Genomic DNA, 24,895 nt, shown 5'->3' on the forward strand with positions numbered 1-24,895 from the left:
ATTTTGTTTTTTAAGAGCCTGATCAAAAGATCGCAGCCTGCGGCAGCTCCTACAAGGTTGTGTGCAGATTCCGAGGAACGGCCATGTCTTTAGCGGTGATTCAAATGGTCAGCCAGAGCGACGTGCTGGCCAACCTGGGACAGGCCCGCCGCCTGCTCGAACAGGCCGCGGCCGGCGGCGCGAAGCTCGCAGTGCTGCCGGAAAACTTCGCCGCCATGGGCCGTCGCGACGTCGCCGACATCGGCCGTGCCGAGGCTTTGGGCGAGGGGCCGATCCTGCCATGGTTGAAACGGACCGCCCGCGACCTCAAGTTATGGATAGTGGCCGGTACTTTGCCGTTGCCGCCGGTGGATCAGCCGACGGCCAAGGCCAATGCCTGCTCGTTGTTGGTCAATGAACACGGCGAAATCGTTGCACGCTATGACAAGCTGCATCTGTTCGATGTCGATGTGGCGGACAATCGCGGCCGTTACCGCGAATCCGATGACTATGCTTATGGCAGTGGCGTGGTGGTCGCGGACACTCCGGTTGGCAAACTGGGTCTGACCGTGTGTTACGACCTGCGCTTTCCCGAGCTGTACAGCGAATTGCGCGCCGCCGGTGCCGAATTGATTACCGCACCGGCGGCGTTTACTGCGGTGACCGGCGCTGCGCATTGGGATGTTCTGATTCGGGCGCGGGCCATCGAGACACAATGTTATGTGCTGGCCGCAGCGCAAGGCGGCACCCATCCGGGACCGCGCGAAACCTTCGGGCATGCGGCGATCGTCGACCCGTGGGGCCGCGTGCTGGCGCATCAGGATCAAGGCGAAGCGGTGTTGTTGGCCGAACGCGATAGCGATGAACAAGCGTCCATCAGGGCGCGAATGCCGGTGACGCGTCATCGGCGGTTTTTCTCGCAGGGCGCACAGCGACCTGCTTCAGAACACGAATTTAAGGCGTAAACCTATGAGCGAGTTGTTGTCCTCAGTCAGTGATCATCTTTTGGCGCCCGGTGGCGTGACGATCGAGAGCCTGCAAGGCGTGCTCGGCGATCTGGCCGGTCCGGGCATCGATGCCGCCGACCTGTATTTTCAGGGCCAGATATCCGAGTCGTGGGCGCTGGAAGACGGCATCGTCAAGGAAGGCAGCTTCAACCTCGATCAGGGCGTTGGCGTGCGTGCGCAGTCCGGTGAAAAAACCGGTTTTGCCTACAGCAACGCAATCACCCTCGAAGCTTTGGGAGCCGCAGCCCGTGCCGCACGTTCGATCTCCCGCGCCGGGCAAAACGGCACGGTGCAGGCGTTCAGCACTCAAGACGTAGCGCAGTTGTACGCGCCGGATAACCCCCTGGAAGTGCTGACTCGCGCCGAGAAAGTCGAGTTGCTCAAACGCATCGACGTCGCCACTCGGGCGCTCGATCCTCGCATTCAACAAGTCAGCGTGAGCATGGCCGGTGTCTGGGAGCGCATTCTCGTGGCTTCCACTGACGGTGGCCTGGCTGCCGACGTACGACCGCTGGTGCGCTTCAATGTCAGCGTGATCGTTGAACAAAATGGCCGTCGCGAGCGCGGCGGGCATGGCGGCGGCGGGCGTACCGACTACCGCTATTTCCTCGCCGAAGACCGCGCCATGGGTTACGCCCGTGAAGCGTTGCGTCAGGCGCTGGTGAACCTCGAAGCGATTCCTGCGCCGGCCGGCACATTGCCGGTGGTCTTGGGCTCAGGCTGGTCTGGCGTGTTGTTGCACGAAGCGGTCGGTCACGGTCTGGAAGGCGATTTCAACCGCAAGGGCAGTTCCGCCTACAGCGGACGCATGGGTGAAATGGTTGCCTCGAAACTCTGCACCATTGTCGATGACGGCACCTTGAGTGGCCGTCGCGGCTCGCTGAGTGTCGACGACGAAGGCACCCCGACGGAGTGCACAACGCTGATCGAAAACGGCGTGCTCAAGGGTTACATGCAAGACAAGCTCAACGCGCGTCTGATGGGCGTGGCCCGTACCGGTAACGGTCGTCGTGAGTCTTACGCGCATCTGCCGATGCCGCGCATGACCAACACTTACATGCTCGGCGGCGAGAGCGATCCGGCGGAAATCATTGCTTCGGTGAAGAAGGGCATCTACTGCGCCAACCTCGGCGGCGGCCAAGTCGACATCACCAGCGGCAAGTTCGTGTTTTCCACCAGCGAAGCGTATCTGATCGAAGACGGAAAAATCACCGCTCCGGTGAAAGGCGCAACGTTGATCGGCAACGGCCCCGAGGCGATGAGCCGGGTGTCGATGGTCGGTAACGATCTGGCGCTGGACAGCGGTGTGGGCACGTGTGGCAAGGATGGGCAATCGGTGCCGGTGGGTGTCGGTCAGCCGACGCTGAAGATCGATGCGATCACCGTGGGTGGTACGGGCGCATAAGAATGGAAACATCCTGTGCAGGAGCTGCCGCAGGCTTGGGCCGCGATCGGACGATCTTTTGATCTTTAAAAGCAAAGATCGCAGCCTGCGGCAGCTCCTGCAAGTGGCGATATCTCAACGCAGACCGCGTTGGGTATCGTCCAGCTCACGGATGTACTTGAAGATCTTGCGGCTGGAAGCAGGAGGTTTGTTTTGCGCAACCTCGTGCTGAGCCTGACGGATCAGGGAACGCAGTTGCTGGCGGTCGGCGTCCGGGTACTCGACGACGAATTTTTCCAGCACGGCGTCGTCGCCCGCGATCAGGCGGTCACGCCAGCGTTCGAGGTTGTGGAAACGCTCGTTGTACTGACGAGTCGAGGCATCCAGTTGATCGAGCAGCGTGAGAATCGCGTCAGTGTCCTGATCGCGCATCAGCTTGCCGATGAACTGCAAGTGCCGTTTACGCGCGATGTTCGCGGTGTGCTTCGGCGCATCGGCCAGCGCCCGGCGCAAAGCGTCGGTCAATGGCAGTTTTGCCTGCAAGTCGGGCTTGAGTGTTGTAAGGCGCTCGCCAAGGTCAACCAGAGCATGCAGCTCGCGTTTGACCTGAGATTTGCTTTTTTCTCCCGTATCGAGGGAGTCGTCGTAAGAATCAACCATTGGTGGCAGTCCGCAAAGAAACGCCGCCATGATAACCAGTCGGGGGCCGCTTGTCCGGCCCGGTCGCTCGATGACCCTAGCCGAAAGCAGAATTTGAGTGGAGATGAGCATGAGTGCAGTTGAAAGCGTCGGCCCGCAGGCGTTGCCGGCACTGCAGGATCAAGTCGAACAGATCATCGCCGAAGCCAAGCGTCAGGGCGCCAGTGCCTGTGAAGTCGCGGTGTCGCTGGAGCAGGGCCTGTCGACGTCGGTGCGTCAGCGCGAGGTCGAGACGGTCGAATTCAACCGCGATCAGGGTTTCGGCATCACGTTGTATGTTGGCCAGCGCAAGGGCTCGGCCAGCACCTCGGCGACTGGCCCGGATGCGATTCGCGAAACCGTCGCCGCGGCACTGGCCATCGCGAAACACACTTCAGAAGACGAGGCCTCGGGTCTGGCTGATGCTGCGCTGATGGCCAAGGAACAGCACGATTTTGACCTGTTCCACGAATGGGACATCACCCCGGAGCAGGCCATCGAGAAGGCGTTGCTCTGTGAAGCGGCGGCATTCGACGCCGACGCGCGGATCAAGAACGCCGACGGCACCACCCTCAGCACCCACCAGGGCTGCCGGGTTTACGGCAACAGTCACGGTTTTATCGGCGGTTATGCGTCGACTCGCCACAGCCTGAGTTGCGTGATGATCGCCGAGGCCGATGGCCAGATGCAGCGCGATTACTGGTATGACGTTAGCCGCCAGGGCACTTTGCTGGCTGATCCGGTCAGCATCGGTCAGCGTGCAGCGCAACGGGCGGCGAGCCGTCTGGGCGCGCGTCCGGTACCGACCTGTGAAGTGCCGGTGCTGTTTTCCGCGGAATTGGCGGGCGGCCTGTTCGGCAGTTTCCTCTCGGCAGTGTCCGGCGGCAGTCTGTATCGCAAGTCGTCGTTCCTTGAAGGCTCCCTGGGGCAGAAACTGTTCCCGGAATGGCTGACCATCGATGAGCGTCCGCACCTGATGCGCGCGATGGGCAGCGCCTCCTACGACGGTGATGGTCTGGCGACGTACGCTAAACCGTTCGTCGAAAAGGGCGAATTGGTCTCCTACATTCTCGGCACCTACTCTGGTCGCAAACTGGGTATGCCGAGTACTGCCAACGCTGGCGGCGTGCATAACCTGTTTGTCACCCACGGCGACGAAGACCAGGCGGCGCTGTTGAAGCGCATGGGCCGTGGCTTGCTGGTTACCGAATTGATGGGCCATGGACTGAACATGGTCACCGGCGATTATTCGCGCGGTGCGGCAGGTTTCTGGGTCGAGAACGGTGAAATCCAGTTCGCGGTGCAGGAAGTCACCATCGCCGGCAACATGCGCGACATGTTCAAGCAGATCGTTGCGGTGGGTAATGACCTGGAACTGCGCAGCAACATTCGCACCGGTTCGGTGTTGATCGAGCGGATGACAGTGGCGGGTAGCTAAGCTCCAACCGTCACAAAAAAGGCGCGCCACCCCATCGGGTGGCGCGCTTTTTTTATTGGCTCCACACAATACCCTGTGGGAGCGAGCCTGCTCGCGAAAGCGATGTAACAGCCGACCGCAACGGCGACTGACACGACGCCCTCGCGAGCAGGCTCGCTCCCACAATGGAGTCCGTGTAACCGGGACTCTTGTTTTGGTTCTCATTATCATCTAATAATAAATCTCATTATCGGACGAGCCCCGAATCATGAGTTCTGCCTTGCACGAGCAGCCCTATCTCGAAAGCTGGCGCTGGATGAGTCGCCAGATCCGTTGCGCGATGGATCCCGACGAGCCGCGCCTGATCGAACATTACCTGGCTGAAGGCCGGTATCTGTCTTGTTGCACCGCGACCTCACCCTGGACGGTCGCCGAAACCTCTTTCCGTCTGCTGCTCGACACCGCCACCGACATCGCACTGCCGTGGCACTGGCGCAGCTTCTGTCTCGATCAAGCCTGGCGCCCATTACGTGAAATGGAGCGCCTGTCCCTGTGCAACTGCCGGCTCAAGCGCTGGCAACGCTACACCTGGCAGCTCGCCACCTGCGAACTGCTTCCATCGATTCCTCTCATTGAATTAGTCCAAGGATTTACCGATGACCAAGACACGTATTGAGCGCGACAGCATGGGCGAACTGCAGGTGCCGGTGGACGCTCTCTACGGCGCGCAGACCCAGCGCGCAGTGGATAACTTTCCGATCAGCGGCAAACCGATGCCGACGCAATTCATCCGCGCACTGATCCTCGCCAAGGCCGCTGCCGCGCGCGCCAACGTCGAACTCAACCAGATCAGCGCCGCACAAGGCAAAGCCATCAGCGATGCCGCGCAAGACCTGCTCGAAGGCGACTTCATGCAACATTTTCCGGTGGATATCTTCCAGACCGGTTCCGGCACCAGTTCCAACATGAACGCCAACGAAGTGATCGCTACGCTGGCCAGCCGCCTGCTCGATGAACCGGTCAATGCCAACGATCATGTCAACTGTGGCCAGAGCAGTAACGACATCATCCCGACCACCATCCACGTTAGCGCTGCGCTGGCCCTGCACGAGCAGTTGCTGCCGGCACTGCTGCACTTGGTGCAAGTGATCGAGGACAAGGCCGGGCAAGTGCATCACCATGTCAAAACCGGTCGCACGCATTTGATGGATGCAATGCCGGTACGCATGAGCCAGGTGCTCAACGGCTGGGCGCAGCAACTCAAGGCCAACATCGGCCATCTGCAGGATTTGCTGCCCAGTCTGCAATCCCTGGCGCAGGGCGGCACTGCAGTCGGCACCGGGATCAATGCGCATCCTGAATTCGCCGCGCGCTTCAGCCGCCAGCTCAGCCAACTGACCGACGTGCAATTCACCCCGGGCAAGGATCTGTTCGCGCTGATCGGTTCGCAGGACACCGCCGTTGCCGTCTCCGGCCAGCTCAAAGCCACCGCCGTGTCGCTGATGAAAATCGCCAACGACCTGCGCTGGATGAACTCCGGCCCGCTCGCAGGCCTCGGTGAAATCGAACTGCAAGCCCTGCAACCGGGCTCGTCGATCATGCCGGGCAAGGTCAATCCGGTGATCCCGGAAGCCACCGCCATGGTCGCCGCGCAGGTCATCGGCAACGATTCGGTGATCACCATTGCTGGCCAGTCGGGCAACTTCGAATTGAACGTGATGCTGCCGATCATCGCGCAGAACCTGTTGAGCAGCATCGAGCTGCTGGCCAATTCCAGCCGTTTGCTCGCTGACAAGGCTATCGCCAGCTTCAAGGTCAATGACTCTCGCTTGAAAGAAGCGTTGTCGCGCAACCCGATTCTGGTTACCGCGCTCAACCCGATCATCGGTTACCAGAAAGCCGCTGAAATCGCCAAGCAGGCCTACAAGGAAGGCCGCGCGGTGATCGACGTTGCCCTGGAACACACCGACCTTTCGCGCAGCCAACTGGAAGAGTTGCTCAATCCCGAGAAACTCACCGCCGGCGGCGTGTAACCCCCCCGCAACCGCTTTGGAGGCTCACCATGGAGCACTGGAAACGCACGATCGAACGGGCCAATCGCTGCTTCATGCTGGGCGAACTGATCGACGCCCGTGAGGCTTACCTGCAAGCCCTGGCCCTGGCGCAAGTGTTGTTCGAGCGCTGGGCGGACGCCGACGAAGCGGTGGCGGCTTGCGTCATCTCCCATCACAACCTGGCGGATCTGCACTTGCGCCTGAACCAGCCGGAGGAGAGCGCCGAATACCTTTGCGCTATCCATCAACGGCTGTTGCAGACCATGCAGGACGAACGCCAGCGTCTGGCATTGCGCGAAGCGGCGCTGCGCCAGAGCAGCAAGACCTACGTCGAGCTGCTGAATTTCATCAGCGAGCACGGCGAATACCCGCGTACCCAGCGCCTGCTGCACCCGGATACCGGCAATGCGCGCCGCGCGCCTGCCCCTCATCACCATGGAGTCCACTGAAATGGCTTTTACCCTGCCTGCCTTGCCTTACGCCTACGACGCACTGGAACCGCACATTGATGCGCAGACCATGGAGATTCACTACACCAAGCATCACCAGACCTACATCAACAACCTCAACGCGGCGGTTGAAGGCACCGAATACGCCGAGTGGCCGGTGGAGAAACTGGTCGCCAGCGTTCAGCAATTGCCGGAAAAACTCCGCGCAGCGGTAATCAACCAGGGCGGTGGACACGCCAACCACTCGTTGTTCTGGGAAGTGATGGTGCCCAACGGTGGCGGCAAACCGGATGGCGCACTGGCCAAGGCCATCGATGAGCATCTGGGTGGCCTCGACAGCTTCAAGGAAGCCTTCACCAAAGCCGCACTGACCCGATTCGGCAGCGGCTGGGCCTGGCTCAGCGTGACCCCCGAGAAGGCGTTGATCGTGGAAAGCAGCGGTAACCAGGACAGCCCGTTGATGAACGGCAACACGCCGATTCTCGGTCTCGACGTCTGGGAGCACGCCTATTACCTGCGTTATCAGAACCGTCGCCCGGAATACATCAACGCGTTCTACAACGTGATCAATTGGCCTGAAGTGGCTGCGCGCTATCAGGCCGCACTGGTTTAAGTCTTCTATAAAAACAATCCAAGGCTGACTATGGGCACTGAAACACTGGCGATCGGAAGTGGGCGTATGTTTCGTTACGCAGTGGGATCGCTATTGCTGTTGGCGGGTATGACCTTGCTGGTCGCCCACGGGCTGCAATGGCTGAATCTCGAACCGAGGCTGTCACGGGCGTTGCAGGGTGGTGCGATCTGTGCCCTTGGCACGGCGCTGGGCGCTGTCCCGGTGTTGGTGATTCGGCGCATGCCTCAGGCACTCAGCGATACGTTGCTGGGCTTTGGTGCGGGAGTGATGCTGGCGGCGACGGCGTTTTCGCTGATCGTGCCGGGCATCGCCGCCGCCGAAAGCCTTGGTCTGACACCCTGGAGCGCTAGTGGTCTGATCTGCTTCGGCATCATGCTTGGAGCCTTCGGCCTGTATCTGGTCGATCGCAAGGTGTCTGGCGCGTCTGCGGAAATGCTCGTCGGCACCGTCGAGCACCCGGTTATTCCACCGCGCATCTGGTTGTTCGTGTTCGCCATCATTGCTCATAACATCCCTGAAGGCATGGCCGTCGGCGTTTCTGCTGGCGGCGGCATGCCAGACGCCGACAGCCTGGCCATGGGCATCGCTTTGCAGGATGTGCCGGAAGGTCTGGTGATTGCGCTGGTATTGGCCGGGGCCGGGATGTCGCGGGTCAAGGCGTTCCTGATCGGCGCGGCGTCAGGTCTGGTCGAGCCAGTGTTTGCACTGTTATGTGCGTGGCTGGTCAGCCTGGCGCAGGTGTTGTTGCCATTAGGGCTGGCATTGGCGGCGGGGGCAATGTTGCTGGTGGTGACCCATGAAGTGATTCCCGAGTCGCGACGCAATGGTCATGACAAACTGGCGAGTCTTGGCTTGTTGATCGGGTTCTGTCTGATGATGGTGATGGATACCGCGTTGGGTTGAAGTCGATCAAAAGATCGCAGTCTGCGGCAGCTCCAGGGAATGCATTCCTGCGTAGGAGCTACCGCAGGCTGCGAACTCTTTTTTCTGGCGGTCAGCCACCTTCATCGAAGTAGTTGTTGATCAACGCCACCAGCGCATCGAGCGCTTCCTGTTCCTGATGCCCTTCAGTGCTCAAATAAATTTTGGTGCCCTTGCCAGCCGCCAGCATCATCATCGCCATGATGCTTTTGCCGTCGACCGTCGTCTCCGGCGTGCGGCCTACTCTGATCGTGCAATCCGGATACTGACCCGCCACGCCAACGAACTTGGCCGACGCGCGGGCATGCAGGCCCAGTTTGTTGATGATTTCGATTTCCAGAGCAGGCATCGCGGTGTGAATCCTTTAAGTGAGGTCGCGGTGGCGAACCTGGACGTTCTTCAGGGTTTTCTGCAGGGCCTGACCCAGACGTTCGGTCAGGTAGACGGAGCGGTGATGCCCGCCGGTGCAGCCAATGGCAATGGTGACGTAGGCACGGTTGCTCGCGGCAAAGCGCGGTAGCCACTTGTGCAGGTAGGTAAAGATGTCCTGGAACATTTCTTCGACCTCCGGCTGAACCGCCAGATACTCGGCCACTGGTGCATCAAGACCGGATTGCTCGCGCAATTCCGGCTTCCAGTACGGGTTAGGCAGGCAGCGCACGTCAAACACCAGGTCGGCATCGACCGGCATGCCGCGCTTGAAACCGAATGATTCGACCAGAAAGGCGGTGCCCGGCTCCGGTTGATTCAGCAAGCGTAGCTTGAGGGTGTCGCGCAACTGATAAAGGTTCAGATTGGTGGTATTGATTTTCAGGTCGGCGAGATCGGCAATCGGGCCGAGCAGAGCGGTTTCGTCGTGGATCGCTTCGGCCAGTGAGCGATTGGCATTGCTCAAGGGGTGGCGGCGGCGGGTCTCGGAAAAACGCTTGAGCAGGGTTTCCTCGTCGGCATCCAGATACAGGACATCGCACTGAATATGCTTGCTTCGGGCATCTTCAAGCAGTTCGGGAAAACGCGACAGATGACTTGGCAGGTTACGCGCATCGATCGACACCGCCACCAGCGGTTGCGCCAGTTCGGTGTGGATCAGGGCGCGCTCTGCCAATTCTGGCAGCAATCCCGCCGGCAGGTTGTCGATGCAGTAGTAACCGTTGTCCTCGAGAACATCCAGTGCGGTGCTTTTACCCGAGCCGGAACGGCCACTGACGATGATCAAACGCATGATTACTGCCCGCTTTGCTCGTCCAGGACAACCTGATACAAGGCTTCGTTTGTCTGGGCGCTGCGCAGTCTGTCGCGCACTTCCTTGCGATCCAGCATGCTGGCGATCTGACGGAGCAACTCCAGGTGCGCATCGGTCGCAGCTTCGGGCACCAGCAATACGAACAGCAGGTCAACCGGAGCGCCATCGATGGCGTCGAAATCGATAGGGGCTTCAAGGTGCATCAGCGCGCTGACCGGCGCTTCACAGCCCTTGAGGCGACAGTGTGGAATGGCGATGCCGTTGCCAAAACCGGTAGAACCGAGTTTTTCACGGGCAATCAACGCCTCGAAGACATCTTGCATCGCCAGATCCGGCACTTCGCGATGGATCAGGTTGGCAATCTGTTCGAGGGCTTTTTTCTTGCTGCCGCCCGGCGCGTTCACTTGGGAACGGCCGGGGGTCAGGATGGTTTCAAGTCGGATCATGGGTTAGGGATGTTAACGACCGGTCGCGCCCTGAAGGAGGCTCTGGGTCTTTTCCTTATGCTTTTTGAGTTGGCGATCCAGCTTGTCGGTCAGTGAGTCGATCGCAGCATACATGTCGGTATCTTCTGCGTTGGCGACCACTTCGCTGCCGGGTATATGCAAGGTGGCTTCGATTTTCTGCTTCAGCTTTTCGACGCACATCGTGACTTGCACGTTGGTGATCTTGTCGAAATGGCGCTCCAGTCGTTGGAGTTTTTCCTCGATGTAGGAACGCAGAGGTTGGGTCACTTCCAGTTGGTGTCCACTGATGTTGACTTGCATACAGCTTCTCCTTCGTTGCCAGTGCATAAAGCGGCAGGCGGGATAGCCTGCCACTGGAACGCTGTAACGTGGCTTACATCAACCGCTTGCGTTCGCTCGAAGGCGCGATCCCGAGAGATTCGCGGTACTTGGCGACGGTGCGGCGAGCCACCTGAATGCCTTGTGCCTCCAGTAAACCAGCGATCTTGCTGTCACTCAACGGCTTTTTCTGATTTTCCGCTGCAACCAGTTTTTTGATGATCGCGCGGATCGCCGTGGACGAGCATTCCCCGCCCTCGGAGGTGCTGACGTGGCTGGAGAAAAAGTATTTCAGTTCATAAATACCGCGCGGGGTATGCATGAATTTCTGTGTGGTCACCCGGGAAATCGTCGACTCGTGCATGCCGACCGCTTCGGCGATGTCATGCAGGACCAGCGGTTTCATGGCTTCGTCGCCGTACTCGAGAAAACCGCGCTGATGCTCGACGATCTGGGTGGCAACTTTCATCAGGGTTTCGTTGCGGCTCTGCAGGCTCTTGATGAACCAGCGGGCTTCCTGCAACTGATTGCGCATGAAAGTGTTGTCGGCGCTGGTATCGGCGCGGCGTACGAAACCGGCGTACTGCGCGTTGACCCGCAGGCGCGGCACCGACTCCTGATTCAACTCGACCAGCCAGCGTTCGTTGTCCTTGCGCACGATGACGTCGGGGACGACGTATTCGGCTTCGCTGGACTCGATCTGCGAGCCAGGGCGTGGATTGAGGCTCTGGACCAGTTCGATAACCTGACGCAGCTCATCTTCCTTGAGCTTCATGCGGCGCATCAGCTGGCTGTAGTCGCGGCTGCCGAGCAGGTCGATGTAGTCGCTGACCAGGCGTTTGGCTTCTGCCAGCCACGGGGTCTTGGCAGACAACTGGCGCAATTGCAGCAGCAGGCATTCGCCGAGGTTGCGTGCACCGATACCGGCCGGTTCAAACTGCTGGATGCGGTGCAGTACGGCTTCGATCTCGTCCAGTTCAATGTCCAGTTCCGGGTCGAAAGCTTCGAGAATTTCTTCGAGGGTTTCGTCCAGGTAGCCCTGATTATTGATGCAATCGATCAGGGTCACAGCGATCAGTCGATCGGTGTCGGACATGGGGGCCAGGTTCAATTGCCACAGCAGATGGCTTTGCAGGCTTTCGCCAGCGGAGGTGCGGGTGGTGAAATCCCATTCGTCGTCATCGCTGCTGGGCAGGCTGCTGGCGCTGGTCTGGTAGACGTCTTCCCAGGCCGTGTCGACCGGAAGCTCATTGGGAATGCGTTCGTTCCATTCGCCGTCCTCGAGGTTATCTACCGTCGGGGCCGTTTCCTGATAGGAGGGTTCCTGGATTTCGGTGTTGGGCTTCTGCTCGACGTTGTCGGCCATCGGATCGGAATTGTCGAAGTCGTCGCCTTCTTCCTGGCGTTCGAGCATCGGATTGGATTCCAGAGCCTCCTGGATTTCCTGTTGCAGATCCAGGGTCGACAATTGGAGCAGACGGATGGCCTGTTGCAGCTGCGGTGTCATCGTCAGCTGCTGGCCCATTCTCAAGACTAGCGATGGTTTCATGGCAGGGGCTTAACACCTTATTCGCCGGCGCTATGCGCCATCCACTACAGGGCGCCGGAGCGCCAAACTTAAGCAAATTATATGCCTGAAACTGAAGTGTTTGCCTAGAGCGCTGTAACAATAAAAAGATAGAAAACTTTATTGACGCATCGCTCAAGCGAGCGCTGAAGACCTTTGAGGCGAGGTGCTTGCCTGGAGCGCTGTAACAATCAAAGCGTATAAAAAGGCTGCTTCATCGATACAGCGCCCTCGCAGCTCACCGGGGCACCAGCATGCTTACAGACGGAACTCGTGACCCAGGTAGACTTCCTTGACCAGATCGTTGGCCAGGATGGTTTCTGCGTCACCTTCGGCGATCAGTTGACCGTCGTTGACGATGTAAGCGGTTTCGCAGATATCCAGCGTCTCACGCACGTTGTGGTCGGTGATCAACACACCGATGCCCTTGGCCTTGAGATGGTGGATGATCTGCTTGATGTCGCCGACCGAAATCGGGTCGACACCGGCGAACGGTTCGTCGAGCAGGATGAATTTCGGTGCAGTCGCCAGTGCACGGGCGATTTCCACCCGGCGGCGCTCACCACCGGACAGGCTCATGCCGAGGTTGTCGCGGATGTGGCTGATGTGGAATTCCTGCAGCAGGCTTTCCAGCTCCTTGCGACGACCGGCCTTGTCGAGTTCCTGACGGGTCTCGAGGATGGCCATGATGTTGTCGGCCACCGACAGTTTGCGGAAGATCGACGCTTCTTGCGGCAGATAGCCGATACCGGCCTTGGCACGACCGTGCATTGGCTGGTGGCTGACGTCCAGGTCATCGATCAGCACGCGGCCCTGATCTGCCTGCACCAGGCCGACGATCATGTAGAAGCACGTGGTCTTGCCGGCGCCGTTGGGGCCGAGCAGGCCGACGATCTGGCCGCTGTCGATCGACAGGCTGACGTCACGCACGACCTGGCGGCTTTTGTAGGCCTTGGCCAGGTGCTGAGCTTTCAGAGTTGCCATTACTGGGTTTTCTCGTCGGTTTTCTTCTTCGGCTGGATCACCATGTCGATACGCGGACGCGCTTCGGTGACCTTGCTACCGGTAGCGCGACCGGCGCTGGCCAGTTTCTTCACGGTGTCGTAGACGATTTTCTCGCCCTGAGTCGTGTTGTTGTCCTTGTCGACAACCTTGGCCTTGTCGATCAGCACGACGCGGTTTTGCGCGGCGTGATACTGGATCGTCACGCCCCAGCCTTGAACAGGCTTGGTATCGCCAGCGGTCTGCAGTTGTTCGAAGTAGGCGAGGTTGCCGACCGAAGTCACCACGTCGATATCACCGGTCGGGGTGCGCGTGATGGTCACGGTATTGCCGGTAACCTTCATCGAGCCCTGGGTGATGATCACGTCACCTTTATAGGTGGCAACGCCATTCTTGTCGTCCAGTTGGGCATCGTCGGCCTGAATGCGGATTGGCTGCTCTTGATCGTTCGGCAGAGCCCAGGCGCTCACGCTTCCCAGTGCTGCGCCCAGACTGAGCAAAATAGGGAGGGTTTTAACGAGCCTCATACTGTCCTCTTACGTTCGATAGCAGGTGTATCCTGCTTTCCTTCAGGTACGCTTTCATTCCAACGCCAGTTGATACACCGCCAGCGCCGTCGATTCTAACGGGTTGCTCGGTCTGCGCATATTGCTGCTGCGGGAACACTGTCATGCGGGTGGAAGTGATCAGCGTGTCGCGCTTCTTTTCATCGGTGCGTTTGACGCGTACGGAGTCGATCAATTCGACTTCGGTGCCGCCCGAGTTCACTTCGCCACGCTCACTGGTCACGTGCCACGGAAAATCGGTGCCGCGGTACATGTTCAGGTCGGGTTTGGTGACCAGGGTGATGTCGGTCGCCTTGACGTGCTCGGCCTTGTCGGAGGTCATTTCGTATTGCACTTTACCGTCCGGCAGGTATTGCAGGGTATGCGTGTTGGTCGCGTACCAGTCGATCGGGGTGTCCACGGACGAGACCGGAGGCTTGTCGAGGAAGCGCTCCGGGCTGATGTTCCAGTAGCCTACCGCTGCGAACAACGCAGCAATGCAGCCGAACAGCAGGAAGTTGCGAAATTTTTTGCTAAACATGGTTTGGCTCACAGGTACGCGGCGTTGGCCGCATCGAGGCGGCCCTGGGCGCGCAGGATCAATTCGCAGAATTCGCGTGCAGCACCTTCGCCACCACGGGCGCAAGTAACGCCGTGGGCGTGTTCGCGGACGAAATCGGCAGCGTTGGCAACAGCCATGCCCAGGCCTACGCGGCGGATCACCGGCAGGTCGGGCAGGTCGTCACCGAGGTAGGCGACCTGTTCATAGCTTAGGCCCAGTTGCTCGAGAAGACCGTCGAGAACCACCAATTTGTCTTCACGCCCCTGAAACAGGTGCGGGATGCCGAGATTTTTTGCGCGCCGTTCGACCACCGGAGTCTTGCGACCGCTGATGATGGCGGTCTGCACGCCGGCGTTCATCAACATTTTGATGCCTTGGCCGTCGAGGGTGTTGAAGGTTTTGAATTCGCTGCCGTCTTCAAGGAAGTACAGGCGCCCGTCGGTGAGGACGCCGTCAACGTCGAAAACCGCCAGTTTGATCGCTTTGCCGCGTTGCAGCAGATCGTTGCTCATTTACATGACTCCTGCGCGCAGCAGATCGGAGAGGTTGAAGGCGCCAATCGGGCGATCTTCTTCGTCGACGACTACCAATGCGTTGATTCGATGGTCTTCCATGATTTTCAGGGCCTCGGCGGCGAGCATCTCGGGCCGGGCGGTCTTGCCGTGCGCGGTCATCACCTGGTCGATGGTGGCGCTGCGGATGTCGATGCTGCGATCCAGCGTGCGGCGCAAATCGCCGTCGGTGAAGATCCCGGCGAGCTTGCCATCGGCTTCGAGAATGGCGGTCATGCCCAGACCTTTACGGGTCATTTCCATCAGTGCGTCCTTGAGCAGCGTACCGCGTTGTACTTGCGGCAGCTCCTGGCCGGCGTGCATGACGTTCTCCACTTTCAGCAGCAGGCGACGGCCCAGTGCGCCACCCGGATGAGAAAAGGCGAAATCTTCGGCAGTGAAACCGCGCGCTTCGAGCAACGCTACGGCGAGCGCATCACCCATCACCAGTGCCGCTGTCGTCGATGAGGTCGGCGCCAGGTTCAGCGGGCAGGCTTCATGCTCGACGTGAACGTTGAGGTTGACTTCGGCAGCCTTGGCCAGCGGCGATTGCGGGTTGCCGGTGACGCTGATCAGCTGGATGCCCAGTCGTTTGATCAGCGGCAGCAGGGTGACGATTTCGTTGGTCGAGCCTGAGTTCGACAGGGCCAGAATCACGTCGTCGCGGGTAATCATGCCCATGTCGCCGTGACTGGCTTCGGCTGGATGTACGAAAAAAGCCGGAGTGCCAGTGCTGGCAAGCGTCGCGGCAATCTTGTTGCCGACATGCCCGGATTTACCCATGCCGACTACGACCACACGGCCCTTGCTGGCCAGAATCATCTCGCAAGCGCGTACGAAATCGGCGTCGATATGGGGCAACAAGCCTTGTACGGCTTCCACTTCGAGGCGAATGGTGCGTTGTGCCGATTGAATCAGGTCGCTGGATTGGCTCATGTCAGAAATCGTATAGCCCGATGAAAAGGCGGCGATTATAGCGGTTATGTTGCAAAGCCTCACGCAAGTTCGTCGTGCTTTGTCATTCCTCGTTACCAAAACCCTGAAAAAGCCGCTCCAACCCTGTCAGATCGCCGAACACAGGCCGGCACAGACCTTGGGCGCTTGGCCTTTGCAGTGATATAGTTCGCCGCCAGTTCGGCCTGCCCGGAGGGTATGTGCTTTCTCAGGAAAGCCAGGCGTCCGAGTGAGAGGCTGCATCGCAAGGAGTTTAGATGAGTGCCGATAACGCCTACGCGGTCGAGCTGAAGGGAGTCTCCTTCAAGCGCGGTGCGCGGAGCATTTTCAATAACGTCGATATTCGCATCCCGCGCGGCAAGGTCACCGGCATCATGGGACCTTCCGGGTGTGGCAAGACCACGCTGCTGCGGTTGATGGGCGCACAGTTGCGCCCAACCAGCGGCGAAGTCTGGGTCAACGGCCAGAACCTGCCGAAGCTGTCGCGCAGTGATCTGTTCGATGCGCGCAAGCATATGGGCGTGCTGTTCCAGAGCGGCGCGCTGTTCACCGACCTCGATGTTTTCGAGAACGTCGCTTTTCCCCTGCGCGTTCATACCGAATTGCCGGAAGAAATGATCCGCGACATCGTCCTGCTCAAATTGCAGGCGGTCGGTCTGCGTGGCGCTATCGAGCTGATGCCCGACGAGCTGTCCGGCGGCATGAAGCGTCGCGTCGCGCTGGCCCGGGCAATTGCGCTCGACCCGCAGATTCTCATGTACGACGAACCGTTCGTCGGCCAGGATCCGATCGCCATGGGCGTGCTGGTGCGCCTGATCCGTCTGCTCAATGATGCGCTGGGGATCACCAGTATCGTGGTTTCCCACGATCTGGCCGAAACCGCGAGCATTGCCGACTACATCTATGTAGTGGGTGATGGTCAGGTACTGGGGCAGGGCACGCCGGATGAATTGATGAACTCGGACGAGCCGCGTATCCGTCAGTTCATGAGTGGCGATCCCGATGGCCCGGTGCCGTACCATTTTCCAGCGACGGATTACCGCGCAGATCTTCTGGGGAAGCGCTGATGCGCAGAATTTCATTGATAGAACGCGTACGCCGGTTCGGCGAGTCGGCGATCGACGCCGTCGCGGTGTTCGGTCGCGCGACGCTGTTCCTGTTCCACGCACTGCTCGGTCGTGGCGGGATCAGCGGCGGCTTCGGTCTGCTGGTCAAACAGTTGCATTCGGTCGGCGTCATGTCGCTGGTGATCATCGTCGTTTCCGGCATTTTCATCGGCATGGTCCTGGCGCTGCAGGGGTTCAGCATTCTCTCCAGCTACGGTTCGGAGCAGGCGGTGGGGCAGATGGTTGCCTTGACCCTGCTGCGTGAGCTCGGCCCGGTGGTGACCGCGCTGTTGTTTGCCGGACGTGCCGGCTCGGCATTGACCGCAGAAATCGGCAACATGAAATCCACCGAGCAGCTTTCCAGCCTGGAAATGATCGGTGTCGACCCGCTCAAGTACATCATTGCGCCGCGGCTTTGGGCGGGCTTCATTTCCCTGCCGGTGCTGGCGATGATTTTCAGCGTGGTGGGCATCTGGGGCGGTTCGTGGGTGGCTGTCGACTGGCTGGGCGTGTATGAAGGTTCCTACTGGGCGAACATGCAGAACAGCGTGAACTTCACCAGTGATGTGCTCAACGGTGTCATCAAAAGTATCGTTTTCGCCTTTGTCGTGACCTGGATCGCCGTATTTCAAGGCTATGACTGTGAGCCCACTTCCGAGGGGATCAGTCGTGCCACTACCAAGACCGTGGTGTTCGCCTCGCTGGCAGTACTCGGCCTGGACTTTATTCTGACCGCTTTGATGTTTGGAGATTTCTGATGCAAAACCGCACCCTGGAAATCGGTGTCGGCCTGTTCCTGCTGGCAGGGATCCTGGCTTTGTTGCTGCTTGCGTTGCGGGTCAGTGGCCTGTCTCCGACGTCGACCACCGACACCTATAAATTGTATGCCTACTTCGACAATATCGCCGGTTTGACGGTCAGAGCCAAAGTGACCATGGCCGGTGTGACCATTGGCAAGGTCACGGCGATCGATCTGGATCGCGACAGCTTCACCGGTCGGGTCACCCTGCAAGTGGATAAAAAGGTCGACAACCTGCCGACCGATTCCACAGCGTCTATCCTGACCGCGGGTCTGCTGGGCGAGAAGTACATCGGTATCAGCGTTGGCGGTGAAGACAAACCGCTGACGGATGGCGGAACCATCCACGACACGCAGTCGTCTCTGGTACTGGAAGACCTGATCGGTAAATTCCTGCTCAATACCGTTAGCAAAGACGCCAAATGAGGAGCTTTTGAATGATCTCTATCTTGCGACGCAGCCTGTTGGTGCTGTTGGCAGCCTTGCCGTTGATGGGTAACGCCGTGGCGGCTGCGACTTCGGCACACGATCTGGTGCAGGACACAACCAACCGGTTGCTGACCGACCTGGCTGCCAACAAAGAGAAATACAAGCAGGATCCGACTGATTTCTACGCCGCGCTCAACAGCATCGTCGGGCCGGTGGTGGACGCCGAAGGCATTTCCAAAAGCATCATGACGGTCAAATACTCGCGCAAGGCCACCCCTGCGCAGATGCAGACCTTCCAGGAAAACTTCAAGAAAGGACTGTTCCAGTTCTACGGCAACGCCTTGCTCGAGTACAACAACCAGGGCATCACCGTAGATCCGGCGAAGGACGAGTCGGGCGATCGCACCAGCGTCAACATGACCGTCAAGGGCAGCAACGGCGCGATCTACCCTGTGCAGTACACGCTGGAGAAGATCAACGGCGAGTGGAAACTGCGCAACGTGATCATCAACGGCATCAACATCGGCAAGCTGTTCCGTGACCAGTTCGCCGACGCGATGCAGCGCAATGGCAACGATCTGGACAAGACCATCAATGGTTGGGCCGGTGAAGTGGCGAAGGCCAAGGAATCCACCGAAAAGAACCCAGCACAATGAGTGAGGCCGCCGTTCGTATGAGTGATGTCGATGAGCTTCTGCTCAGTGGAGTGCTGGATTACCGCACCGGCCCTGACTTGCGCAAGGAAGGCCAGGCGCTGATCAAGTCGAGCAAGGCCTCATCGCTGGTCATCGATTGCTCGGCGGTGAAGAAATCCAGCAGCGTCGGCTTGTCGTTGCTGCTGTGCTTCATGCGTGATGCCCAGGCGGCCGGCAAGGCCGTGAGCATCCGCGCGATGCCCGAAGACATGCGCGAAATCGCCCAGGTCAGTGAACTGACCGAGCTGTTGGCGCACCCCTGAACCCGCATCTATAAAGAAGCCCCCCGTCAGAGTCCTGCCATGCGGGGTTCGCAGGCGCGGGGCTTTTTTGTATGATGTCCGACCCGTGCGCACAGGGCGCCGATTGAGGTTGAGCATGCAGGCCGTAGAAGTGAAGAGCTTCCTTGAAGGAAAGCTGCCCGGAACGTTGGTAGAAGTTGAGGGCGAAGGCTGCAATTTCCAGCTGAACGTGATTAGCGATGAACTGGCGGCGTTGAGCCCGGTGAAGCGTCAGCAGCAGGTCTATGCCCATTTGAACCCGTGGATCACCGATGGCAGCATCCACGCGGTCACTATGAAATTTTTCAGCAGCGCGGCCTGGGCCGAGCGCACCTGAGCCTAAGGGCGTCGAGATTCTTATGGATAAATTGATTATTACCGGTGGCGCTCGTCTTGATGGCGAAATCCGCATTTCCGGCGCAAAAAACTCCGCCCTGCCGATCCTGGCCGCCACCCTGCTGTGCGATGGCCCGGTGACCGTTGGCAACCTGCCGCACCTGCACGACATCACCACCATGATCGAGCTGTTCGGTCGTATGGGCATTGAGCCGGTGATCGACGAGAAACTCAGCGTCGAAATCGACCCGCGCACCATCAAGACCCTGATCGCCCCGTACGAACTGGTGAAAACCATGCGTGCGTCGATCCTGGTACTGGGCCCGATGGTTGCCCGTTTCGGTGAAGCCGAAGTGGCACTGCCTGGCGGTTGCGCCATCGGTTCGCGCCCGGTCGACCTGCACATCCGTGGTCTTGAAGCCATGGGCGCGGTCATCGACGTCGAAGGCGGCTACATCAAGGCCAAGGCGCCTGAAGGCGGCTTGCGCGGTGCACACTTCTTCTTCGATACCGTCAGTGTTACCGGTACCGAGAACATCATGATGGCCGCGGCTCTGGCCAAAGGCCGCAGCGTGCTGCAGAACGCCGCCCGCGAGCCTGAAGTGGTTGACCTGGCGAACTTCCTCAACGCCATGGGCGCCAAGGTTTCCGGCGCTGGCACCGACACCATCACCATCGATGGCGTCGAGCGTCTGGGTTCGGCTTTCTACAAGGTCATGCCTGACCGTATCGAAACCGGCACCTACCTGGTGGCTGCTGCCGTGACCGGTGGTCGCGTCAAGGTCAAGGACACTGATCCGACCATCCTCGAAGCCGTTCTGGAAAAACTCCGTGAAGCCGGCGCAGAAATCACCTGCGGTGAGGACTGGATCGAGCTGAACATGCACGGCAAGCGTCCGAAAGCAGTCAACGTGCGCACTGCGCCGTACCCTGCATTCCCGACTGACATGCAAGCGCAGTTCATTTCGCTCAACGCCATTGCCGAAGGCACTGGTGCGGTGATCGAGACGATCTTCGAAAACCGTTTCATGCACGTGTACGAACTGCACCGCATGGGCGCCAAGATCCAGGTCGAAGGCAACACGGCCATCGTCACCGGTACTGAAGTCCTCAAGGGCGCGCCAGTGATGGCCACCGACCTGCGTGCTTCGGCCAGCCTGGTGATCTCGGCACTGGTTGCCGAAGGCGATACGCTGATCGACCGCATCTACCACATCGACCGTGGTTACGAGTGCATCGAAGAAAAACTGCAGATGCTGGGCGCCAAGATCCGTCGCGTTCCGGGCTGATTGCTGGATTGGGACACAGGGACGTGTCCACTGAGTTTAAGAGTCGAGCCGGTTTCCGGCTCGATGTGTGTCCGGCGCCGATTGCGACCGGACATGAGTACCTTGATAAGGACTGACGTTTCCCATGTTGACCATCGCACTGTCCAAGGGCCGCATCCTTGACGACACCCTGCCGCTTCTCGCCGAAGCGGGCATCGTGCCGACCGAGAATCCGGACAAGAGCCGCAAGCTGATCATCCCCACGACCCAGGACGACGTTCGTCTGCTGATCGTGCGCGCTACCGATGTGCCGACTTATGTCGAGCATGGCGCGGCCGATTTGGGCGTTGCCGGTAAAGACGTGCTGATGGAATACACCGGCCAGGGTCTTTACGAACCACTGGATCTGCAGATTGCCCAGTGCAAACTGATGACCGCCGGCAAGATCGGCGCGCCGGAGCCCAAGGGCCGTCTGCGCGTAGCGACCAAGTTCGTCAACGTTGCCAAGCGCTACTACGCCGAGCAAGGCCGTCAGGTCGACATCATCAAGCTGTACGGCTCGATGGAGCTGGCGCCACTGATCGGTCTGGCTGACAAGATCATCGACGTGGTCGACACCGGCAACACCTTGCGCGCCAACGGCCTGGAACCTCAGGAACTGATCGCCACGATCAGCTCGCGCCTGGTGGTCAACAAGGCTTCGATGAAAATGCAACATGCCCGAATCCAGGCGTTGATCGATACCCTGCGCAACGCAGTGGAATCGCGACACCGCGGCTGATTTACCTGCGCGACCCCAGGTCGCGCCGTCTATCCGCCTCATAGCCAGAATTCTCAGGTGCCTAAGCGGATCGAATGATAGTTTCGGGCGCCTGAGTTTTTTGCCATTCCTATGAGGCTCTCGCTATGACCGCAACGACTGCAATTCGCCGACTCAACGCTGCTGACCCGGATTTCGCGCATCATCTGGATCATCTGCTGAGCTGGGAAAGTGTGTCTGACGATTCGGTCAATCAGCGGGTGCTGGACATTATCAAGGCTGTGCGCGAGCGTGGTGACGCGGCGCTGGTCGAGTTCACCCAGAAATTCGACGGCCTCGAAGTGGCCTCGATGGCTGACCTGATCCTGCCGCGTGAACGTCTCGAGCTGGCCCTGACGCGCATCACTGTGCCACAGCGCGAAGCACTGGAAAAAGCCGCCGCCCGCGTGCGCAGCTACCACGAAAAACAGAAGCAGGATTCGTGGAGCTACACCGAGGCTGACGGCACCGTGCTCGGCCAGAAGGTCACGCCACTGGATCGCGCCGGTCTGTACGTGCCGGGTGGCAAGGCGTCGTACCCGTCGTCGGTGTTGATGAACGCCATTCCGGCCAAGGTCGCCGGTGTGACCGAAGTGGTCATGGTCGTGCCGACCCCGCGCGGTGAAATCAACGAACTTGTGCTGGCGGCCGCTTGCATCGCTGGCGTTGACCGCGTCTTCACGATCGGCGGTGCGCAAGCCGTCGCTGCGTTGGCCTACGGCACCGAAAGCGTGCCGAAAGTCGACAAGGTCGTTGGCCCGGGCAACATCTATGTCGCCACCGCCAAGCGCCACGTGTTCGGTCAGGTCGGCATCGACATGATCGCCGGCCCTTCGGAAATCCTCGTGGTGTGCGACGGCCAGACCGATCCAGACTGGATCGCCATGGACCTGTTCTCGCAAGCCGAGCACGACGAAGATGCGCAGGCGATTCTGGTCAGTCCGGACGCCGAGTTCCTCGACAAGGTTGCCGCCAGCATCGACAAACTGCTGCCGACCATGGATCGCGCGACCATCATCGAAACGTCGATCAATGGCCGTGGTGCACTGATTCACGTGAAGGACATGGCGCAAGCCATCGAAGTCGCCAACCGCATCGCTCCGGAGCACTTGGAATTGTCGGTCGCCGACCCACAGGCCTGGCTGCCGCAGATCCGCCACGCCGGCGCGATCTTCATGGGCCGTCACACATCGGAAGCGCTGGGCGATTACTGCGCAGGCCCGAACCACGTATTGCCGACTTCCGGCACTGCGCGGTTTTCGTCGCCGCTGGGCGTGTATGACTTCCAGAAACGTTCGTCGATCATCTTTTGCTCCGAGGCCGGTGCTTCCGAGCTGGGTAAAACGGCATCGGTACTGGCCCGTGGCGAATCGCTGAGCGCCCACGCGCGCAGCGCCGAGTACCGCATCAAAGACGCAGACTTTCTAAAAGGGCAGGGGAACTGAGCGATGAGCAAATTCTGGAGCCCGTTCGTTAAAGATCTGGTGCCGTACGTGCCGGGCGAACAGCCGAAGCTGACCAAACTGGTCAAGCTCAACACCAACGAAAACCCGTACGGCCCGTCGCCAAAAGCCTTGGCGGCGATGCAGGTCGAACTGAATGACAACCTGCGCCTGTACCCGGACCCGAACAGCGATCTGCTGAAAACTGCGGTCGCCAACTACTACGGCGTGCAGAGCAACCAAGTGTTCCTCGGCAACGGTTCGGACGAAGTGCTCGCGCACATTTTCCACGGTTTGCTGCAACACGATAAGCCGCTGTTGTTCCCGGACATCAGCTACAGCTTCTATCCGGTTTACTGCGGTCTGTACGGCATCGAGTTCGACGCGGTGCCGCTGGACGCGCAGTTCCAGATCGACCCGGCCGACTACGCCAAGCCGAACGGCGGGATCATTTTTCCCAACCCGAACGCACCGACCGGTTGCCTGCTGGCGCTGGAAGCGGTCGAGCAAATCCTCAAGGCCAGCGCGGATTCGGTGGTTGTGGTGGATGAGGCTTACATCGACTTCGGCGGCGAGACGGCAATCAGTCTGGTGGACCGTTATCCGAACCTGCTGGTAACGCAGACCCTGTCCAAATCGCGCTCGCTGGCGGGCTTGCGCGTTGGTCTGGCGGTGGGGCATCCGGACCTGATCGAGGCGCTGGAGCGGATCAAGAACAGCTTCAACTCGTATCCGCTGGATCGTCTGGCGATTGTTGGTGCGGCAGCCGCCTTCGAGGATCGCGACTATTTCGATAATACGTGCCGACTGGTGATCGAGAGCCGTGAGTGGGTGATCGCGCAGTTGCAGGCCAAGGGTTTTGAAGTGCTGCCGTCGGCGGCGAACTTCATTTTCGCCCGGCATCCACGCCATGATGCGGCGGGGCTGGCGGCCAAGCTGCGTGAGCAGGGCGTGATCGTGCGGCACTTCAAGCAGGAGCGGATTGCGCAGTTCCTGCGGATTTCGATTGGCACGCCGGAGCAGAATCAGGCGCTGATCGATGGGCTTGGCGACCTCTAAAAGCAAAAGCCCCTCATCGGAACGCCGCCCGCCTAACCCTCTCCCAGAGGGAGAGGGGACTGACCGAGGCGCACTTTATAGATACACCGACTTGAGATATCGAGTCGAACTCTGGTTTGAAGAGCAAACAAATCTGCCCCCTTTCCCCCTCGCCCCCCTGGGGGAGAGGGTTGGGGTGAGGGGGTAATTTTCGGATTCAACAAATATCTCGAGTACACCACTTATTCGTGATGCGGTTCGCCAAGGAATGTCAGCGAACTGAACAACCCACGACTATCCACATCAGCGCTGCCTTTCACCGGCACCTCAACCTGCGCCGCAATCACATTCAACCCTTCATTCCGCACCAGCACCTGCGCCCGACCATCCTTGTCAGTCTCGGTGCTCAACGTGTTCGGCGCACTGCGATAGTCGCCAATCAACTTCACCCCGGCCGCCGGTTTGCCATCGAGCAACACCCGCACCGGCAATGACTTGCCCGGCCCAACCGTCAGCGGATCAACCTCCGGCAGAATCAGCAACTTGATCTGATCAAGCTTGGGTAACTTCGCCCCCGGCTGATAAATCGCCAGACTGTATTTAAACGTCTCGGTTGCCTCGACAGCGCCCGGCACTTTGCTGCGACCTTCGTTGACCCACTTTTTGTCGGTGGTTTGCGACCACATGCCGTTATTCAGCGCCACGGCCATCACCGCAGGCGCCTTCAAAGGTTTCAAACGCGCGTGATCCGCCAGACGCTCGACGCTGACCGGAATCATCTTGCCGCCCGCGTCATAAGCCCACGCGCCGCTGATTTTCTGTGCCTTGAACGCGTTGTCTTCAGCGCCATGGCCGTAGACCACTTCGATGTTGCCGCGCCGTTGTTCGGTCCACAGGCCATGGGCCGAGACTTCGCCTGCGAACAGCGCAGCGATCAGCACAAAGGTTTTGCCGTATTGCATGGTGACGT

General features: G+C 59.6%; 30 protein-coding genes. 18 read left to right on the forward strand and 12 right to left on the reverse strand.

Translation table 11 applies throughout. The features are described 5' to 3' along the window. The first annotated feature begins 83 nt into the window (after positions 1 to 83). The gene (locus CQ009_RS07955; protein ID WP_105705479.1) at positions 84 to 944 is read left to right on the forward strand and encodes a carbon-nitrogen hydrolase family protein; all 861 of its coding nucleotides are present in this window, start codon (positions 84 to 86) and stop codon (positions 942 to 944) included. 4 nt (positions 945 to 948) lie between these two features. Continuing rightward, on the forward strand, positions 949 to 2,391 hold the full coding sequence (tldD, locus tag CQ009_RS07960; RefSeq protein ID WP_064387936.1) for a metalloprotease TldD: 1,443 nt from the start codon (positions 949 to 951) through the stop codon (positions 2,389 to 2,391). Positions 2,392 to 2,505: 114 nt separating this feature from the next. On the opposite strand, the gene yjgA is transcribed toward tldD, so the two are convergent. Next, positions 2,506 to 3,030: a ribosome biogenesis factor YjgA gene (gene yjgA, locus CQ009_RS07965; protein ID WP_025109468.1), complete on the reverse strand. Its 525-nt coding sequence runs from the start codon at positions 3,028 to 3,030 to the stop codon at positions 2,506 to 2,508. 109 nt (positions 3,031 to 3,139) lie between these two features. Here yjgA and pmbA point away from each other — a divergent pair, with 109 nt between their 5' ends. The 6 genes from pmbA to CQ009_RS07995 all read left to right on the forward strand — a co-directional run bounded on the left by pmbA (position 3,140) and on the right by CQ009_RS07995 (position 8,505). After that, positions 3,140 to 4,486 (forward strand): metalloprotease PmbA, encoded by a 1,347-nt coding sequence (gene pmbA / locus CQ009_RS07970; protein ID WP_105705481.1) that lies wholly within the window; start codon positions 3,140 to 3,142, stop codon positions 4,484 to 4,486. Between the two features lie 247 nt (positions 4,487 to 4,733). Next, complete coding sequence (locus CQ009_RS07975; protein WP_064388012.1) at positions 4,734 to 5,141, forward strand: hypothetical protein; 408 nt, start codon at positions 4,734 to 4,736, stop codon at positions 5,139 to 5,141. Beyond that, positions 5,122 to 6,498, forward strand: coding sequence for a lyase family protein (locus CQ009_RS07980; RefSeq protein WP_105705484.1), 1,377 nt, complete (start codon positions 5,122 to 5,124; stop codon positions 6,496 to 6,498). Before CQ009_RS07975 ends, CQ009_RS07980 begins: the two co-directional genes overlap by 20 nt. Before the next feature lie 29 nt (positions 6,499 to 6,527). Further along, positions 6,528 to 6,968, forward strand: a complete 441-nt coding sequence (locus CQ009_RS07985; protein WP_016984162.1) for a hypothetical protein — start codon at positions 6,528 to 6,530, stop codon at positions 6,966 to 6,968. Between the two features lies 1 nt (position 6,969). Beyond that, entirely contained in the window at positions 6,970 to 7,581 is a 612-nt protein-coding gene (locus CQ009_RS07990) for a superoxide dismutase (RefSeq protein WP_064388010.1), read from the forward strand. A 30-nt stretch (positions 7,582 to 7,611) separates the two neighbouring features. Beyond that, on the forward strand, positions 7,612 to 8,505 hold the full coding sequence (locus tag CQ009_RS07995; RefSeq protein WP_064388009.1) for a ZIP family metal transporter: 894 nt from the start codon (positions 7,612 to 7,614) through the stop codon (positions 8,503 to 8,505). Positions 8,506 to 8,596: 91 nt separating this feature from the next. Here CQ009_RS07995 and CQ009_RS08000 read toward each other — a convergent pair whose 3' ends face one another. The 10 genes from CQ009_RS08000 to CQ009_RS08045 form a co-directional block, all read right to left on the reverse strand. Next, entirely contained in the window at positions 8,597 to 8,872 is a 276-nt protein-coding gene (locus tag CQ009_RS08000) for an HPr family phosphocarrier protein (RefSeq protein WP_008085079.1), read from the reverse strand. A gap of 15 nt (positions 8,873 to 8,887) precedes the next feature. Next, positions 8,888 to 9,745, reverse strand: coding sequence for an RNase adapter RapZ (gene rapZ, locus CQ009_RS08005; protein WP_064388008.1), 858 nt, complete (start codon positions 9,743 to 9,745; stop codon positions 8,888 to 8,890). A 2-nt stretch (positions 9,746 to 9,747) separates the two neighbouring features. Beyond that, positions 9,748 to 10,212 carry a PTS IIA-like nitrogen regulatory protein PtsN gene (ptsN, locus tag CQ009_RS08010; RefSeq protein ID WP_064388007.1) on the reverse strand — a complete coding sequence of 155 codons (465 nt, stop codon included), beginning with the start codon at positions 10,210 to 10,212 and terminating at the stop codon, positions 9,748 to 9,750. 12 nt (positions 10,213 to 10,224) lie between these two features. Then, positions 10,225 to 10,533 (reverse strand): ribosome hibernation-promoting factor, HPF/YfiA family, encoded by a 309-nt coding sequence (hpf, locus tag CQ009_RS08015; protein ID WP_007912419.1) that lies wholly within the window; start codon positions 10,531 to 10,533, stop codon positions 10,225 to 10,227. 73 nt (positions 10,534 to 10,606) lie between these two features. Further along, entirely contained in the window at positions 10,607 to 12,100 is a 1,494-nt protein-coding gene (locus tag CQ009_RS08020) for an RNA polymerase factor sigma-54 (RefSeq protein WP_064388006.1), read from the reverse strand. Positions 12,101 to 12,376: 276 nt separating this feature from the next. Next, positions 12,377 to 13,102 carry an LPS export ABC transporter ATP-binding protein gene (gene lptB, locus CQ009_RS08025; RefSeq protein WP_008085069.1) on the reverse strand — a complete coding sequence of 242 codons (726 nt, stop codon included), beginning with the start codon at positions 13,100 to 13,102 and terminating at the stop codon, positions 12,377 to 12,379. Then, the gene (gene lptA / locus CQ009_RS08030; protein WP_064388005.1) at positions 13,102 to 13,647 is read right to left on the reverse strand and encodes a lipopolysaccharide transport periplasmic protein LptA; all 546 of its coding nucleotides are present in this window, start codon (positions 13,645 to 13,647) and stop codon (positions 13,102 to 13,104) included. Before lptA ends, lptB begins: the two co-directional genes overlap by 1 nt. Then, on the reverse strand, positions 13,634 to 14,206 hold the full coding sequence (lptC, locus tag CQ009_RS08035) for an LPS export ABC transporter periplasmic protein LptC (protein ID WP_105705486.1): 573 nt from the start codon (positions 14,204 to 14,206) through the stop codon (positions 13,634 to 13,636). The genes lptA and lptC overlap by 14 nt, the downstream gene beginning before the upstream one ends. Positions 14,207 to 14,214: 8 nt before the next feature. Continuing rightward, a complete protein-coding gene (locus CQ009_RS08040) occupies positions 14,215 to 14,739 on the reverse strand; it encodes an HAD family hydrolase (protein ID WP_105705488.1) in 525 nt (174 codons plus the stop codon). Further along, entirely contained in the window at positions 14,740 to 15,714 is a 975-nt protein-coding gene (locus CQ009_RS08045; RefSeq protein WP_064388002.1) for a KpsF/GutQ family sugar-phosphate isomerase, read from the reverse strand. It lies immediately after the preceding gene. 275 nt (positions 15,715 to 15,989) lie between these two features. Between CQ009_RS08045 and CQ009_RS08050 the strand changes: the two genes are divergently transcribed. The 10 genes from CQ009_RS08050 (at position 15,990) to hisC (ending at position 23,946) form a co-directional block, all read left to right on the forward strand. Next, positions 15,990 to 16,799 carry an ATP-binding cassette domain-containing protein gene (locus CQ009_RS08050; protein ID WP_064388001.1) on the forward strand — a complete coding sequence of 270 codons (810 nt, stop codon included), beginning with the start codon at positions 15,990 to 15,992 and terminating at the stop codon, positions 16,797 to 16,799. Continuing rightward, positions 16,799 to 17,596, forward strand: coding sequence for a lipid asymmetry maintenance ABC transporter permease subunit MlaE (gene mlaE / locus CQ009_RS08055; RefSeq protein WP_064119368.1), 798 nt, complete (start codon positions 16,799 to 16,801; stop codon positions 17,594 to 17,596). The genes CQ009_RS08050 and mlaE overlap by 1 nt, the downstream gene beginning before the upstream one ends. Next, entirely contained in the window at positions 17,596 to 18,063 is a 468-nt protein-coding gene (gene mlaD / locus CQ009_RS08060; protein ID WP_053117111.1) for an outer membrane lipid asymmetry maintenance protein MlaD, read from the forward strand. Before mlaE ends, mlaD begins: the two co-directional genes overlap by 1 nt. A gap of 11 nt (positions 18,064 to 18,074) precedes the next feature. Beyond that, positions 18,075 to 18,722 (forward strand): phospholipid-binding protein MlaC, encoded by a 648-nt coding sequence (locus CQ009_RS08065; RefSeq protein WP_064388000.1) that lies wholly within the window; start codon positions 18,075 to 18,077, stop codon positions 18,720 to 18,722. Further along, the gene (locus CQ009_RS08070; RefSeq protein WP_064387999.1) at positions 18,719 to 19,024 is read left to right on the forward strand and encodes a lipid asymmetry maintenance protein MlaB; all 306 of its coding nucleotides are present in this window, start codon (positions 18,719 to 18,721) and stop codon (positions 19,022 to 19,024) included. Before CQ009_RS08065 ends, CQ009_RS08070 begins: the two co-directional genes overlap by 4 nt. A 115-nt stretch (positions 19,025 to 19,139) precedes the next feature. Continuing rightward, positions 19,140 to 19,379: a BolA family protein gene (locus tag CQ009_RS08075; protein WP_008085051.1), complete on the forward strand. Its 240-nt coding sequence runs from the start codon at positions 19,140 to 19,142 to the stop codon at positions 19,377 to 19,379. 22 nt (positions 19,380 to 19,401) lie between these two features. Continuing rightward, entirely contained in the window at positions 19,402 to 20,667 is a 1,266-nt protein-coding gene (gene murA / locus CQ009_RS08080) for a UDP-N-acetylglucosamine 1-carboxyvinyltransferase (RefSeq protein ID WP_007912385.1), read from the forward strand. A gap of 124 nt (positions 20,668 to 20,791) precedes the next feature. After that, positions 20,792 to 21,427 carry an ATP phosphoribosyltransferase gene (gene hisG / locus CQ009_RS08085; protein ID WP_007912384.1) on the forward strand — a complete coding sequence of 212 codons (636 nt, stop codon included), beginning with the start codon at positions 20,792 to 20,794 and terminating at the stop codon, positions 21,425 to 21,427. A 125-nt stretch (positions 21,428 to 21,552) separates the two neighbouring features. Further along, complete coding sequence (gene hisD / locus CQ009_RS08090; RefSeq protein ID WP_064387998.1) at positions 21,553 to 22,890, forward strand: histidinol dehydrogenase; 1,338 nt, start codon at positions 21,553 to 21,555, stop codon at positions 22,888 to 22,890. 3 nt (positions 22,891 to 22,893) lie between these two features. Next, on the forward strand, positions 22,894 to 23,946 hold the full coding sequence (gene hisC / locus CQ009_RS08095) for a histidinol-phosphate transaminase (protein ID WP_105705490.1): 1,053 nt from the start codon (positions 22,894 to 22,896) through the stop codon (positions 23,944 to 23,946). A gap of 221 nt (positions 23,947 to 24,167) precedes the next feature. Here hisC and CQ009_RS08100 read toward each other — a convergent pair whose 3' ends face one another. Then, the gene (locus tag CQ009_RS08100) at positions 24,168 to 24,887 is read right to left on the reverse strand and encodes a DUF4198 domain-containing protein (protein ID WP_064387996.1); all 720 of its coding nucleotides are present in this window, start codon (positions 24,885 to 24,887) and stop codon (positions 24,168 to 24,170) included. Positions 24,888 to 24,895 lie beyond the last annotated feature (8 nt).

Origin of the sequence: Pseudomonas sp. MYb2 (assembly GCF_002979955.1) — a bacterium.
Taxonomy (GTDB): Bacteria; Pseudomonadota; Gammaproteobacteria; order Pseudomonadales; family Pseudomonadaceae; genus Aquipseudomonas.

Coding starts and splice junctions, on each gene's coding strand:
- CQ009_RS07955 (WP_105705479.1), top strand. CDS start 84: ATGTCTTTAGCGGTGATTCAAATGGTCAGCCAGAGCGACGTGCTGGCC.
- tldD (WP_064387936.1), top strand. CDS start 949: ATGAGCGAGTTGTTGTCCTCAGTCAGTGATCATCTTTTGGCGCCCGGT.
- yjgA (WP_025109468.1), bottom strand. CDS start 3,030: ATGGTTGATTCTTACGACGACTCCCTCGATACGGGAGAAAAAAGCAAA.
- pmbA (WP_105705481.1), top strand. CDS start 3,140: ATGAGTGCAGTTGAAAGCGTCGGCCCGCAGGCGTTGCCGGCACTGCAG.
- CQ009_RS07975 (WP_064388012.1), top strand. CDS start 4,734: ATGAGTTCTGCCTTGCACGAGCAGCCCTATCTCGAAAGCTGGCGCTGG.
- CQ009_RS07980 (WP_105705484.1), top strand. CDS start 5,122: ATGACCAAGACACGTATTGAGCGCGACAGCATGGGCGAACTGCAGGTG.
- CQ009_RS07985 (WP_016984162.1), top strand. CDS start 6,528: ATGGAGCACTGGAAACGCACGATCGAACGGGCCAATCGCTGCTTCATG.
- CQ009_RS07990 (WP_064388010.1), top strand. CDS start 6,970: ATGGCTTTTACCCTGCCTGCCTTGCCTTACGCCTACGACGCACTGGAA.
- CQ009_RS07995 (WP_064388009.1), top strand. CDS start 7,612: ATGGGCACTGAAACACTGGCGATCGGAAGTGGGCGTATGTTTCGTTAC.
- CQ009_RS08000 (WP_008085079.1), bottom strand. CDS start 8,872: ATGCCTGCTCTGGAAATCGAAATCATCAACAAACTGGGCCTGCATGCC.
- rapZ (WP_064388008.1), bottom strand. CDS start 9,745: ATGCGTTTGATCATCGTCAGTGGCCGTTCCGGCTCGGGTAAAAGCACC.
- ptsN (WP_064388007.1), bottom strand. CDS start 10,212: ATGATCCGACTTGAAACCATCCTGACCCCCGGCCGTTCCCAAGTGAAC.
- hpf (WP_007912419.1), bottom strand. CDS start 10,533: ATGCAAGTCAACATCAGTGGACACCAACTGGAAGTGACCCAACCTCTG.
- CQ009_RS08020 (WP_064388006.1), bottom strand. CDS start 12,100: ATGAAACCATCGCTAGTCTTGAGAATGGGCCAGCAGCTGACGATGACA.
- lptB (WP_008085069.1), bottom strand. CDS start 13,102: ATGGCAACTCTGAAAGCTCAGCACCTGGCCAAGGCCTACAAAAGCCGC.
- lptA (WP_064388005.1), bottom strand. CDS start 13,647: ATGAGGCTCGTTAAAACCCTCCCTATTTTGCTCAGTCTGGGCGCAGCA.
- lptC (WP_105705486.1), bottom strand. CDS start 14,206: ATGTTTAGCAAAAAATTTCGCAACTTCCTGCTGTTCGGCTGCATTGCT.
- CQ009_RS08040 (WP_105705488.1), bottom strand. CDS start 14,739: ATGAGCAACGATCTGCTGCAACGCGGCAAAGCGATCAAACTGGCGGTT.
- CQ009_RS08045 (WP_064388002.1), bottom strand. CDS start 15,714: ATGAGCCAATCCAGCGACCTGATTCAATCGGCACAACGCACCATTCGC.
- CQ009_RS08050 (WP_064388001.1), top strand. CDS start 15,990: ATGAGTGCCGATAACGCCTACGCGGTCGAGCTGAAGGGAGTCTCCTTC.
- mlaE (WP_064119368.1), top strand. CDS start 16,799: ATGCGCAGAATTTCATTGATAGAACGCGTACGCCGGTTCGGCGAGTCG.
- mlaD (WP_053117111.1), top strand. CDS start 17,596: ATGCAAAACCGCACCCTGGAAATCGGTGTCGGCCTGTTCCTGCTGGCA.
- CQ009_RS08065 (WP_064388000.1), top strand. CDS start 18,075: ATGATCTCTATCTTGCGACGCAGCCTGTTGGTGCTGTTGGCAGCCTTG.
- CQ009_RS08070 (WP_064387999.1), top strand. CDS start 18,719: ATGAGTGAGGCCGCCGTTCGTATGAGTGATGTCGATGAGCTTCTGCTC.
- CQ009_RS08075 (WP_008085051.1), top strand. CDS start 19,140: ATGCAGGCCGTAGAAGTGAAGAGCTTCCTTGAAGGAAAGCTGCCCGGA.
- murA (WP_007912385.1), top strand. CDS start 19,402: ATGGATAAATTGATTATTACCGGTGGCGCTCGTCTTGATGGCGAAATC.
- hisG (WP_007912384.1), top strand. CDS start 20,792: ATGTTGACCATCGCACTGTCCAAGGGCCGCATCCTTGACGACACCCTG.
- hisD (WP_064387998.1), top strand. CDS start 21,553: ATGACCGCAACGACTGCAATTCGCCGACTCAACGCTGCTGACCCGGAT.
- hisC (WP_105705490.1), top strand. CDS start 22,894: ATGAGCAAATTCTGGAGCCCGTTCGTTAAAGATCTGGTGCCGTACGTG.
- CQ009_RS08100 (WP_064387996.1), bottom strand. CDS start 24,887: ATGCAATACGGCAAAACCTTTGTGCTGATCGCTGCGCTGTTCGCAGGC.